This window comes from Sphingobium sp. L-44 (assembly GCF_056859495.1).
Window position 1 is genome coordinate 1 of sequence record NZ_JBSXOQ010000019.1, and the last position, 13,177, is coordinate 13,177.

General features: G+C 61.9%; 8 protein-coding genes. 3 read left to right on the top strand and 5 right to left on the bottom strand.

The window, feature by feature from the left end; translation table 11 throughout:
* On the top strand, positions 1–379 hold a 379-nt coding region (locus AC13EK_RS00785; RefSeq protein WP_483021969.1), incomplete at its 5' end, for an IS5 family transposase.
* 830 nt (positions 380–1,209) lie between these two features.
* Here AC13EK_RS00785 and AC13EK_RS00790 read toward each other — a convergent pair.
* The 4 genes from AC13EK_RS00790 to AC13EK_RS00805 form a co-directional block, all read right to left on the bottom strand.
* Positions 1,210–2,442 carry a dicarboxylate/amino acid:cation symporter gene (locus AC13EK_RS00790; RefSeq protein WP_069337478.1) on the bottom strand — a complete coding sequence of 411 codons (1,233 nt, stop codon included), beginning with the start codon at positions 2,440–2,442 and terminating at the stop codon, positions 1,210–1,212.
* A gap of 16 nt (positions 2,443–2,458) precedes the next feature.
* Positions 2,459–3,451, bottom strand: coding sequence for an N-acetyl-D-Glu racemase DgcA (dgcA, locus tag AC13EK_RS00795; RefSeq protein WP_069337477.1), 993 nt, complete (start codon positions 3,449–3,451; stop codon positions 2,459–2,461).
* A 5-nt stretch (positions 3,452–3,456) separates the two neighbouring features.
* Entirely contained in the window at positions 3,457–4,494 is a 1,038-nt protein-coding gene (gene dgcN, locus AC13EK_RS00800; protein WP_063976946.1) for an N-acetyltransferase DgcN, read from the bottom strand.
* A gap of 94 nt (positions 4,495–4,588) precedes the next feature.
* Complete coding sequence (locus tag AC13EK_RS00805) at positions 4,589–5,473, bottom strand: LysR family transcriptional regulator (RefSeq protein ID WP_026109384.1); 885 nt, start codon at positions 5,471–5,473, stop codon at positions 4,589–4,591.
* Between the two features lie 166 nt (positions 5,474–5,639).
* Between AC13EK_RS00805 and AC13EK_RS00810 the strand changes: the two genes are divergently transcribed.
* Entirely contained in the window at positions 5,640–7,271 is a 1,632-nt protein-coding gene (locus tag AC13EK_RS00810; protein WP_170828696.1) for an N-acyl-D-amino-acid deacylase family protein, read from the top strand.
* Between the two features lie 239 nt (positions 7,272–7,510).
* Here AC13EK_RS00810 and AC13EK_RS00815 read toward each other — a convergent pair whose 3' ends face one another.
* The gene (locus AC13EK_RS00815; RefSeq protein ID WP_235682147.1) at positions 7,511–10,327 is read right to left on the bottom strand and encodes a TonB-dependent receptor plug domain-containing protein; all 2,817 of its coding nucleotides are present in this window, start codon (positions 10,325–10,327) and stop codon (positions 7,511–7,513) included.
* Between the two features lie 462 nt (positions 10,328–10,789).
* Here AC13EK_RS00815 and AC13EK_RS00820 point away from each other — a divergent pair, with 462 nt between their 5' ends.
* Positions 10,790–13,174, top strand: a complete 2,385-nt coding sequence (locus AC13EK_RS00820) for a penicillin acylase family protein (protein ID WP_483021970.1) — start codon at positions 10,790–10,792, stop codon at positions 13,172–13,174.
* Positions 13,175–13,177 lie beyond the last annotated feature (3 nt).

Below are 13,177 nucleotides of genomic sequence, written 5' to 3' on the forward strand. Positions count from 1 at the left end.
CACCGTCTGCGACGGCAAGGGCCGGCCGCTGGTCATGCTGCTGAGCGAGGGCCAGATGAGCGACTACAAGGGCGCTGCCCTGATGCTCGACGCCTTGCCTCCCGCCAAAGCCTTGCTCGGCGATCGAGGCTATGACGCCGAGTGGTTCCGCAAAGCGCTTGCGGAGCGCAACATCACCGGCTGTATTCCCTCAAAGAAGAACCGGAAGGTGCCAATCCCGCACGACGCCGCCCTCTATCGTCAGCGGCACAAGATCGAAAACATGTTCGGCAAGCTCAAGGACTGCCGGCGCATCCACACCCGATACGACCGTTGCGCCCACACCTTCATGTCCGCCATCTGTATCGCCGCCGCCGTCATCTTCTGGCTCAATCAATGAGTCCTGAGCCTAGGTGTGGCTGAGAACGGCATGAACGTTATTGTCGAGCAATGCGGTGAGGCCGATCTTGGCGACTTGGCGGCACTGTGCGCGGATCGGCCTGATGCCCTAAATCCGTGCATCGCGAGGCTATTATCCCTTGCAGGATGCGCGCGTTCGCAGGCTTGATCGTCAGGAGCGGGAAGTGCGGCCATTGTCTGCCAGCGGATCCCGGCGTCCCGCTATTTCGCTCCGCTTGCAGTCCTCGTAAACTCGAAAAGAGTACGTGATGCTTTGCATTGGGCCAGCGGTCTCGGGCGTCCGGAGTGAGAAAGCAAGCCGACTGCTACTCGCCACCGCTTGAAGATGGATCAGCGCGCAGCGCGGGCCTATGCGCTCATGATCTGCCCCGCAGCGCCGGGGGCAGGGCAGCAGTGGGTAGAGCGCTGCCTTCGCTCTGCAAGCGCCAGGAGATTGGTGTCGGGGGGGCGGTGGCGCACGCGCCAGGGCCAGAACCGACGCCGGGCTAGCGCTTCCATCATCGCGGTGATGCCGACAGGCTGTTGAACCTGGGCTGCCGCTGTGGCCTGGCTGCAGGGGCGCGCTATGGCCTCGTCCTGCGTGTTGGCGGCTAGAAGCCTGGCTTCGAGAAGCAGTTGCATCTGCGATGAGGGCAGGGTGGCCCGTCCGCCGATCCTACTACAGGCTCACGCGGACGCGAACGAGGTACAGGGGGGGGGGCGGCAGGAAGCGACCGCATTTCGGTGTTCAGCGCTGCTGAAGGACAAGAGGGTCGTCTTCGCCACGTTTGGAGCTGAGTGACTATCGGTAATAGCTGACCGGCGCCTCGCCTACTGCGGAAATGCTAATTGATTGGACCGGGTGTCGTTACGCGCGACGGCAGTTGTAACTGCCAAGTTCGCACTCACGCTAGCAATGGTACGAGTCATGTCGAGCAGACGGTCGAACGGCAGTACAAAGCCTACCACCAGCGCGGTCTGTTCCGGTGAAATGCCAACTGCCGATAGCACAGCTGCGAGCATGAACAAAGATGCAGATGGAATTGGCGCGGTACCAAAAGCTGCTAACGCGCCGGTTAACAGCATAATTCCCAGCATCGTAGAATCCGGATGTACGCCCAGCGCCTGCAGGGCAAAGATGCTGAGCAGGCCGACATACATGGCGGTGCCGTCCTTGCCAATGCTGGCGCCAATGGGCAACACGGTCGATGCGATGGCGGGATCTAGCTGCAATTCTTCCTGTGCTACCCGTAGCGCGACAGGCAATGTCGCTGCGGAAGAGGCAGTAGAGAAGGCGACCAGCAACGGATCAACGGCCGCGTGGAAGAAGCGGCGGATCGATAGGCGTGCGACCAGCCTGATGAGCGGCAGATGGACCAGCAATATTTGGACTATCACACCCAGCAGCACGCACAGCGCCAGCCAGCCGATATTGGCGAAGACGGCGATGCCATTGTCCGCCACGGCCTTGGCAATCAGGGCTAGGACGCCGAAGGGCGTGATTTCCATCACGAGGCGGACAAGGTGAAACAGCACCCGGCTGGCCGATTGCAGCATATTGGCCATGGGCCGTGCTTCGTCTCCGGCCAGAATGACGCCGCAGCCAAACAGCATGGCGAAGAAGATGATTGCCAGCATATCCCCTTCGGCCAATGACTGGACGATGTTGACGGGCACGATGCCGATCAACTGATCATGCAGCGATTTCGCCTCCTCCAATGCATGGGGCACAGCCTTGCCCAGTGCTGCGCCGGTGCCGGGCCCGATCAACAATCCCAGCGCCATGCCGATCGAGACGGCGCAGGCAGTGGTGAAGGCGAAAAGAAGGACCGTACGCCCACCTACTGATCCCAGCCGGCGCGGATCGGCGAGAGCCGTTACGCCTGATGCGATCGACACGAAGACAATGGGGACGACCAGCATGCGGATCAGCCGGACGAAGAGTTCGCCGACAAAGCCAATCCAGGGAATAGCGGCTGGCCAGAATAGCCCCGTCAACACGCCTGCGAGCAACCCGCCCAACACGCGCAGCCAGAGGGGAATGGCGAACCAGCGGCGGGTCATTGTTGACATGCTGTAGTTACAGTCCGCCCCAGAAGCCCGGTTGCGCGGGCAACAGATGTCCGCGAACCCCTGTCACGCCGCCTTCCCGGTCGACCGACAGCCAGAGCGGTCCGTCCAGATCGACAAAGTCGCTGTCCGCCGCAATGGCCCAGGCGGGCGCGACAGAGAGGGACGAACAGATCATGCAGCCGGTCATGACGCCAAGGCCGCGCGCGCGCGCGGCCTGAGCCAGGTCGAGCGCGGCGGTCAGGCCACCGGTCTTGTCCAGCTTGATATTCACCACGCCATAGCCGTCGGGCAGGCTATCGAGATCAGCGGCGACATGGATGGATTCGTCGGCGGCGATCAGGATCGCAGAGCTAAAGCCGTTGAGATCGCCATCCTCATGCGCGGGCAGCGGCTGTTCCAGAAGGTCAACCCTCAGGTCGATCATCAGCGCCTGAAGATCGCTGACCTCCGCCATCGTCCAGCTTTCATTAGGATCGACGATCATGCGGGGGGAGGGCGCGGCGGCGCGGACGGCGCGGAGCTGGGCGGCGGGATCGGTCCGGTCGACCTTCACCTTGATCAGGGGCACGTCGGCAAGCGCGGCAGCGGCCAGTCCCATGGCGTCGGGCGTGTCGAGGCCGACGGTCATGGCCGTGGCTATAGGTGTCAGCGGCCGGGCAAGACCCATGGCCGTGGCGATGTCGCTGCCGCTCAAGCGCAATTCCAGATCCCACAGGGCGCAATCAACCGCGTTGCGCGCTGCGCCTGCGGGCAGCATATCGATAAGGACGCTGCGATCGATGCCGCTTTCCAACGCTTCCCGGATTGCCTCGATCTCGATAATGCTGCTTTCCACGCTTTCGCCATAGCGGGGATAGGGAACGCATTCGCCCCGGCCGATGACGCCGCCTTCCGACAGGGTGACGGTGACGACATCAGCGGCGGTCTTGACCCCGCGCGAAATGCGGAAAGGGGTGGCGAGAGGAAAGCTTTCCCCCAGAGCGGTCAGCGTGCGGGCCATGGGGATCAGGCGGTCTTCGTTGCGGGCGCGATCGTCGCCGTGTGCGTTTCCAGCAGCCGGTCGAGGATCGCCTCCACGCCCATGCGATAGGGATCGGAACAGGGCAAGCCGAACTCGTCGCCGATACGGGCGCAGAGCGCTAGCGCCTCTGCCTCTTCCAAGGCGGAGGTGTTGAGCGCGATGCCGACGACGCGGACATTGGGGTTGGTGAGGCGGGCGGTGCGCAGATTGGCTTCCAAACAGTCGGAAAGGCCCGGCGGCTTGTAATGGGGCAGGCCGCGCATGCTCTGGCGCATAGGATCATGGCACAGCACCAGTGCGTCGGGTTGAGCACCATGCAGCAGGCCTGTCGACACGCCGGCGAAAGAGGGGTGGAAGAGCGAACCCTGACCCTCGATCAAATCCCAGCCGCCATCATTGCGATCGGGCGAAATCTGTTCGATCGCGCCGGAGATGAAATCGGCCACCACGGCGTCCAGCGGCACGCCGTCGCCTGCGATCAGGATGCCGGTCTGGCCGGTGGCGCGGAAATCAGCGGGCACGCCGCGTGCGGACAGGGCGCGGGCCAGGCAAAGCGTGGTATACATCTTGCCCACCGAACAGTCGGTGCCGACGGTCAGCAGGCGATTGCCGGCGCGCTTCTTGCCGTTGCCGACCGGAATGTCGGCGCGGGGATCGCGCACGTCATGCAAGGTGCGGCCGAGGCGTTTAGCGGTTTCCACCAGTTGCGGTTCGTCCTTCAACCGCTGATGCAGGCCCGATGCAATGTCGAGCCCGGCCTCCATCGCCGCAAGCGCGTCACGTACCAAATCTTCGCCCAGCTTGCCGCCGGCATTGGCGATGCCCAACACCAAAGTCCGTGCGCCTCCGGCATAAGCGGTGGCGAAATCCATGCGGGGCAAGCCCAGCGTCAGACTGCAATCGTCATGGCGGAATTCTCCTACACAGATATCAGGCCGGAACACCGCCAGCCCGCGCGAAGTCTTGATGCCAATATCGTCATTGCTGTGGCCGAGATAGAGAAGATAGGGCGTGGCGATCATGGATGTGTCGAACCTATGCTGATGGGAGGACGTGCTTTATCTTCACGTTCCCACCCAACCCAATATCAATGGCCATGAAGGTCATAGCCTGAGGCTATAGGTTATCGATAACGGTCGAGAGCAGATTCAAAAACTCCGATGCTGTTTTCGATGGTGGCCGGTTCTGTAGATATATGGCATTTATGTCGAAGGTTATGGCTGGTTGGAGTGGCCGGCTTGAAAGACCCGGTGCAGCAGCGGCATGTGCCGTAAAATTGTCCACGATGGCCATGCCGACCCCCGCGCGTACTAAGGCGGCTGCGATATAGTAAGTGCGTGCCGAAACCACCTCTTCAAGCTCAACATCGAGACGGCTCAACTCGTTGGACAGCATCACACCAATTGGCCCGCTCTTTATCGGACTGATAAATTTTCTGTTCCGCAAATCTTCCAAATGTAACCGCGCCGGAGCAGCTGGCAGGTCATCTTCGCGATACAGTATGACCAACTCGCCTTCGCCGATTACCTGATGAGCCACGGGAGCGGATATCGGAATTTCGAAACTGATAGCAATATCAGTTTCCCGCTCATAGAGTTTTCGTACCATCTCGTCATGATGGAGCGTTTGCAGATCGAACATGATGTCTTCGTGGCTTCGCAGGAAGCGCGAGACCGCCTCGGGTATTGCGCCTAACCCAAGAGAAGGAAGAGCGGAAAACCGTAACATGGCGCCGCGGCCGTTGCGCATATTCTGAGCAGCTTGCTTCAGTGAACGCACTCGGTCTTGAATGTCGGAGACTTCCGCGAACAGGGTGCGGGCATCCTGCGTTGGTATCAAGCCATTATTCGTTCGTTCGAACAATGGCAAACCAATCAATCTCTCAGTATGACGAAGTACCTTGGTGACGGCAGGCTGCGAAACATTGAGCGCGCGCGCGGCGGCGCTGACCGTGCCGTGCAAATAAACGGCGTGGAAAATTTCAATCTGGCGCAAGTTCACAGGCGTGGTCCCTTCAGGTGCGGCCCTGTTCGTCTGGATCAACGACGGCTGGGTACGTAACCGCTATGACATTCGGTTATAGGTGGTGCAACAGGCCGGACTGGACGGCCATCACTTATCGAGGCCATGTTGCCGATAAGGCTCAGCTTCCAAGGACTTCCTACCCATGCCTTCTTTCACCGCCGCGCGTCGCCTCCAGGCCCTATTGATGGCGGGGGGGCTGTCAGCCATCGCCGCTTTCAGCCATGCGGCACCGGGCGAGCAGGCGGACATAGTGATCCGCGGCGGCACCATCTATGATGGTGGTGTAGGCATGCCCTTTGTGGGCGATGTCGCGATGAGGGGGGATCGGATCATCTATGTCGGTCGCGCGGCGCGCATGAAAGCGAGCAAGGTCATTGATGCAAAAGGTTTAATCGTCGCTCCTGGTTTTATCGACGCCCATACCCATGCCGATAGTTTCATCCGCTCGCCGGACGCAGGTACGCGGGTCAATGCCGCTTGGCTGGATCAGGGCGTAAGCACAGTGATGATCGGCGTTGACGGGTTCGGTACACCCAATGTGGGTGCGGATGCCGCCAAGCTGCAGGCGTCGGGTATTGGGACGAATATCGTGCCTTTTATTGGCTTCGGGCGAGTGCGGCAGCAGGTGCTGGGCGATGATGCCCGCGCGCCTGATGCGCAGGAACTGGCGCAGATGAAGGCGCTGGTCGCCAATGGCATGTGCGAAGGCGCAACTGGCTTTTCGGCCGGGCTTTTCTATCCGCCGCAAAGCTTTGCCAAGACCCAAGAAGTGGTCGCGGTGGCGAAGGAAGCTGCAGTCCGGGGAGGTCTGTACGATACCCATCAGCGCGACGAATCCAGCTATAATATCGGTCTGCTCGGTTCGGTGAAGGAAGCCATATCGATCGGCCGGCAGGCCGGCATGCCGGTGCATTTTGCGCATTTGAAGGCGCTGGGCGTCGATGTGCAGGGTCAGGCACCGGCGGTGATTGCGGAGATTGAGGCGGCCCGCAAGGCAGGACAGGATGTCACGGCGGATCAATATCCCTGGCTGGCGTCGGGATCGAGCCTGGACGCGTCGCTGTTGCCCGGCTGGGCCGTCGATGGCGGCGGCGAGGCGCTGGTGAAGCGGCTGGACGATCCGGCGATGCTGGCAAAGATCCGGGACGAGATGCGGAATAACATGCGCCGGCGCGGCGGGGCGAAAGCGCTGCTGCTGATCGCACAGGGCTTCCCCTGGACGGGCAAGACACTGGAACAGGTGGCGAGCGAATGGCAGGTCGATCCGCGCGACGCCGCGCTGCGCATCATCCGCCAGAGCATCGAGACGACCGATCCGGCTAAGAAGGGCAAGGGCACGGGGGTTGCTTCGTTCAACATGGCGCAGAGCGATGTCGACCTGATCATGCAGCAACCCTGGATCGTGACATCGTCGGACGGATCAGACGGTCATCCCCGCATGTTCGCGACCTTTCCGGAAAAATATGTGAATTATGTGCGCAAGCGGCCGGTCATCAGCCTGCAGACCTTCGTGCGGCAATCGACGGGGGCCACTGCCGACATCTACAAGATCGATCATCGCGGCTATCTTAAAGCCGGCTATTATGCCGATGTCGTGGTGATCGACCCTGCAAAATATGCGCCGCGGGCCGACTATGTGCATCCTCGCGAACTGAGCGTCGGGGTGGCCAAGCTGTTCGTTAACGGGACCCTTGCGGTCAGTGACAGCCAGACCACCGGCGCAAGGGCCGGGCGGGCGCTGTTGCGGGCCAGGCCGACGACGGGCTGCTCCTGACGGACGAAAGGGACCATCAGCCAATCTGCGCAGGTCGGTATGTCGTGCCGATAAGGGGCGTGTCTGTCCGATCCCAGGCGTCTATCATCCGGAGCAATATGGCCCGCGCGGTAGGCTGGGGACCTGCGCAAGAAAAAGGGTGGCGGATCGTTGATCCGCCACCCTGTTCCTCCTTAAGATGTTCTTTGTTTTTCCGCACTTTCCGAGTCCGCAGATGATGGCATCTGCTTCGAAAATGCTCAGTTGGTTTTGAACCGCACGCCGACGCGGAAGGCGCGGCCCAGCAAATCGCTGTAAGTCGAATTGGCCGACAGGCCGGTTTCCGGCAGCAGGATCGGATCCTTGTCGAACAGGTTGGTGATGTTGAAGAACAGCTGGCCATCATATCCGCCGACCTTGATCTTCGTCGTCAGGTTGAGGTCGGTGTAGAAGGTGCCGTCGACATGGTTGTTGTTGATCGTCGGATTAGCTGCCGTGCTGGTCGGGCAACCCGTGGTGCAGACGATATAGGTGTTGTTGTAGGTACCCGAACTCACGCCACGGCCGACCGCGGTGATCGAATAGGTCGGCGTGTCGAACGTGGCCGACATGCGGAAGATCCATTTCGGGGTGCTGGACTGGCCGCTATTCTGACCCACCGTATCGACAGGTACCGAAATGCCGTTGTCGACCAGATTTTCCAGATAGTTGGTAGCAGTACCGTTCAGGGTCAGGCTGCTGGCACTCCCATTGTTGAACAGGCGATCCATCGGCAGGTTATAGTTCACGGCATAGTCGATCCCGCGCACCTTGACCTGGGCGAAGTTGAACGGGCTGGCGGTCACATAATAGTCGCGCTCGCCCAGCGGATCGGCGACGATCGCGGCGCAGAAGCTCTGAATGCCTTCATTGCAGCGCTGGGCGATGTCGTCGGCATAGAATTGCGCGATCGCATCCTTCACCTTGGTACGGAACCAGTCGACCGAGATCGACAGGCCCGGTGCAAAGCGTGGTTGCAACACGCCGCCCAGCGTCAGCGTATCGGCCTTTTCGGGCTTGAGCGCCAGATTGCCGGTGGTCAGTTCGCGGAAGGTGGCACCGGCATATTGGCCATAGGCCGATGCGTTGGTGCCAAATGTGTTGGTACGCGATGTGCCCGACTGGAACAGTTCGTTAAGGTTGGGTGCGCGGATGTCGCGCGAACGAGTGCCGCGCAGCAGGATGTCGGGAATCGGCTGCCAGGTCAGGCCCGCCTTCCAGGTGGTGACAGTGCCCGATGTCGAATAGTCGGTCAGGCGTGCTGCTCCGTTGAATTCCGCGCCGAGGCCGAGCGGGACGACGGTTTCCAGATAGGCCTCCTTGACATTGTAGCTGCCGAAAGTGGGACGGAAATTGCCGACTGACCAGCCGCTCTGATATTCGGTGGGCACGTAACCCGACACTTCTTCTTTGCGATATTCACCGCCGATCGCAACGCTGACATCGCCTGCCCAAGTGGCGAAGGGCGTGGTCGACAGGTTGATGCCCGCGACCGTCTGCTTGAAGGTCTGATCGCGATAGGGATCGCCCAGCACATAGTCGATCGCCGCCTGGCTGGCGACGCCGGTGCCCAGGCGATTGAGCGGCACGCAGCCATTGGACGGGCTGGTCAATGACGAACGGCAGACGATGGTGCCAGCTGCTACGCCCAGCGCATTGCCGGCCGGCGCAAATACCGCGTCGGTCGCCAGCGCCATGCGCGACGTGTTCATGATGTCACGCAGCAGTTCATGCGTGTCGGTGCGGCCATATTGGCCATAGGCGTCCCACACGGCCTTGTTGCCGAACATCTGGAATTCGCCGCCCGCACCGATGGTGTAGCGCTGCACTTCGCGTGTGCTGTTATTCTTGCGATAGGGCAGGTCGGATGCCGAAGTACCGAGCGTGACGGAAGTTACCCCGGCCAGCGCCGCACTGCCCAGCGCATTGATCAGATAGGCGTTGTCGCCGGTCAGCGTCATCGTCGCGGCCTGAGGTCCAGCGTTGAACAGCGTCTTGTTCCAATTGTAGGACGCCTCGCCATAGACTTCCAGCCAGTCGGTCAGCTGATAGCTCAGGCGGCCAAATACGCCGCGCCGGTCGTCCTGCGCGTCCAGGCCGATATTGCGCGACGTGTCGTTCACTTCCCAGTCACCGCCAACCGTCTGCGAGCTGTCGCTGAGCGATCCGAACTGATATTGCTTGGCCGCACCGCCCTGGCCGAAATAGATGCCGCGCAGACTGGTCGTGCCGCCGACCTGCGAACGGATGATGCCGCCCGGTGTGGTGTTCCAGGTGCCAGCGCCGCTCACGACCAGGCTGGCCGGGCCGCCGGCTGCAATGGCGGCTGCGGTGTTGGCGACGGTGCGATAGCCCAGCTGGTTCCAGTCGCGATCGACCTGGAAAATGCCGTCCTTGTGCGCATATTCGCCCGACAGCAGGATATGGCCGCGCCCGTCGGCAAAGCTTTTGCCGATTGCGGCGTTGAAGCTGTAGTTGAAACCGTCGCCCTTGTCGGTGATGCCGGTGTCGGCATTGACCTTGAAGCCTTCATATGTCTTGTCGAGCACATAGTTGACCACGCCCGCGACGGCGTCCGAACCATAAGCGGCCGATGCGCCGCCGGTCACGATTTCCACGCTCTTCACCAGCGCCTGCGGGAAAGTGTTGATGTCAACCAGGCCGGTAATGGTGGATCCCACCGAACGGCGACCGTCGAGCAACACCAGCGTACGCACTTCGCCAAGGTTGCGCAGGTTCATCGTATTGATGCCCGCCAGGCCCGAACTAATGGCAAGGCGCGAGTTGGACGGACGGGTGCTGCCGGCCAGCGCCGGCATCTGGTTGATCAGGTCCGCGATATTGTTGGTCGGCGACTGGTTCTGGATCGCCTCCTGTGTCATCACGGTCAGGGGGGTGGGCGATTTGAAGCCGTCGCGTACGATGCGGGTGCCGGTGACGACGATCTGATTGGTCGGTGCCGTTTCCATGCCGCTCTGGGGCGTGGCCGCCTCCTGCGCTAGAGCGGGGGCTGCATGCACCAATGCTATTGCGGTCATGGCCAGGCCAAGGCCATGGCGACGGCCGAAGGACCGACGAATTCGCCTGAAATCACGCATAGATAAAAACCCCCTTTTCACAGGACGGGGCTGCTCGCATTCATGCGTGCGCGGCGTTATTGCGCCGGTTTGGCCCTATCCAACCCATAACATCACATGACCGCAGGCAGGCTGTCTTGTCGATTTGCCGGTTCCCACCATACCGTCATCACGAACCCGGCAAGGCTCCGCTAATGGGCGCAAAAACCGGCTTCATGACGGGGAGGTTACAGGGTGGTCACGGCTGGTCAATAGATTTGGTATTACTTTGATCTTATACAGGTATAGCCGAAGGGAATGGCGGGGTGGATTTCTCGCCGCCAGCCGGGATAGCTTGCAACGTTTAGGCACCTGCCGGCCTGCCATGGGCGGACCGGGTTCGGTGTCGATGATCGTTGCCCCAATTTCCAAGACAAGGAGAATGTGTTGATCCAGCGTCGTGCGTTCCTTCTGGCCGGTGTGGCGGCATTCGCCCTGCCGGGCGGGTTGATGGCGAAACCGATGGTGCGGGGCGGAAAGCCGCTGCGGGTCAAGATAGCGGGTGCCAAGGCGCCGATCGAGATTGTCGAGGATGAAATGGGCGTGCCGCATGTGCGGGCACAGTCGCTGCACGATGCCTATTTCGGCCAGGGCTATCTGGTGGCGCGCGACCGCTTGTTCCAGATCGACATGGATTATCGGCGCGACATGGGGCGGATGGCTGAAGCGTTCGGGCCGCGCTTCGTCGCGGCGGACAAGGCGGCGCGGCTGTTCCTGTATCGCGGTGACATCGATGCGGAACTGGCGACCTTGCCCCCCGGCGTGCTCGAATGTGCGCAGGGCTATGTCGCGGGCGTCAATGCACGGATTTCTGAACTCGAGGCCAACCCGGCGCAAATGCCGCTGGAATATGGCATATTGAACCTGACGCCGCTGCGCTGGGACGTGCGCGATCTGGTGCGGAACCGGGGCATCGGCATGGGCGACGCCGATGATGAGGTGCGGCGCGCGCAGATGCAGGCCAAGGGGCTGCTGGCGCATGACGCGCTGATGGCGCCGCTGCGCCCGGCCTGGCAATTCACTGTGCCGGAAGGGCTCGACTGCTCGGCAGTAAGCGAGGCGGATCTGGGTGTGCTGGACCCGGCAAACCGGCCAGTGCCGTTCGACACGATCCAGGAAGCCTCGCTCGACCGGGCGGAACGCCGCGCCGATCGCTTTGCGCAGGGCAGCAACGCCTGGACGATCGCCGCGTCGCGCAGTGCGACCGGGCGGCCAATATTGGCGAATGACCCGCATCTGGGCATTGGTGGTAACAGCCCGCGCCATATGATCCACCTGACCGCGCCGGGGCTGGACGTGATCGGCGCAGGCGCGCCGGGCCTGCCGGGGATCATGCAGGGGCATACCGAGCGTTTCGCCTTTGGCCGCACCAATTTCCATATCGACCAGACCGACCTGTTCATCCTGCGCACCGACAAGGATGATCCCGAGCGTTACTGGCACAAGGGGCAGTGGAAACGGTTCGAGACGTTCGAGGATGAGATCGCGGTCAAGGATGGGCCGATGCAGCGGGTGACGCTGCGCTATGCGCAGGGCCGGCCGATCGTGGCGCAGGATGCCAAAAAGCAGCGGGCCAGTGCCTTTGCCACGGTCAGCATGTTGCCGGGCGCGAACATGCGCTTTGCCATCATCGCGATCAACCTGGCCAAGGACTGGCCGACGCTGCGGCGGGCGTTCAGGATCCATACCTCGCCGACCAATTTCCATTATGCCGATGTAGACGGCAATACCGGCTGGCAGACGATCGGCTTCACGCCGATGCGCCCGAAGCATGACGGGCTGTTCCCGGCGCCGGGCGACGGTGATTTCGACTGGACCGGGATCTTGCCGGTGGAGGAAATGCCGTCTGTCCATAACCCGAAGGAAGGCTGGTTCGCGTCGGCCAATCAGCTTAATATCCCGGCCGATTATCCCTATGGCAAGAAGGTCATCAGCTTCGACTGGAGCGATCCTTTCCGCTATGACCGCATTGCCGAAGTGCTGCGCAGCCAGCCAAAGCATCGGATCGAGGACAGCATCGCGCTGCAGCATGATGTCCAGTCGCTGCCGGCGCGGGCGCTAGTGAAATTGCTGCCGGACAAGCTGTTGCCCGAAGCGCAGCCGGCGGCGGCCTTGCTGAAGCGCTGGGATTGCGGGCTGGAGGCGGATAGCGGCGCGGCCCTGCTCTATGAGATGGTGATGCCCGAACTGCAATCGGGCTTCCGCGATCTGGTGGTGCCGGCGGCGGCGCGGGAATATATTCCGTCGGTCAATCTGTTCGAAATGCTGCGGATACTGGCCGCGCCCGACACGCGGCTGGGGCCGGTGCCGGATCTGGCACGCGATGCGCTGATCGAACGATCGCTGATCGCCGGGTGGAATAAGGCGGTGGAACTGGGCGGTGCCGATCCCGCGCAATGGCGCTGGGGTGATCTGCATCGGGTGACGCTGGCCCATCCGCTGTCGTCGCTGCCGGGGGTCGCAGCGGCTTTCCCGAAGATCGAGGGTGGGCGGTCAGGCGGCGACGGCTTCACGCCGATGGCGCGCGGTTTCAATTCAAAGCGCGGCTATCAGGTGTCGCATGGTGCCAGCTATCTGCTGGTCGCGGATGTCGGCGCATGGGACAATAGCCGCTTCCTGCTGCTGCCCGGCCAGTCGGCCGACCCGCGATCGCCGCGTTATCGCGATTTCTACCCGCGCTGGCTTGCGGGCGAGATGCAGCCGCTGTGGTTCAGCCGCGCTGCAGTGGAGCAGCATGCGGCGGACCGGGTGGAGATCATTCCAGCATAAGGC

What these genes read in the sequence shown, in the direction of transcription:
- AC13EK_RS00790 (WP_069337478.1), bottom strand. Translation starts at nt 2,442, where the DNA reads ATGACCCGCCGCTGGTTCGCCATTCCCCTCTGGCTGCGCGTGTTGGGC.
- dgcA (WP_069337477.1), bottom strand. Translation starts at nt 3,451, where the DNA reads ATGGCCCGCACGCTGACCGCTCTGGGGGAAAGCTTTCCTCTCGCCACC.
- dgcN (WP_063976946.1), bottom strand. Translation starts at nt 4,494, where the DNA reads ATGATCGCCACGCCCTATCTTCTCTATCTCGGCCACAGCAATGACGAT.
- AC13EK_RS00810 (WP_170828696.1), top strand. Translation starts at nt 5,640, where the DNA reads ATGCCTTCTTTCACCGCCGCGCGTCGCCTCCAGGCCCTATTGATGGCG.
- AC13EK_RS00815 (WP_235682147.1), bottom strand. Translation starts at nt 10,327, where the DNA reads ATGACCGCAATAGCATTGGTGCATGCAGCCCCCGCTCTAGCGCAGGAG.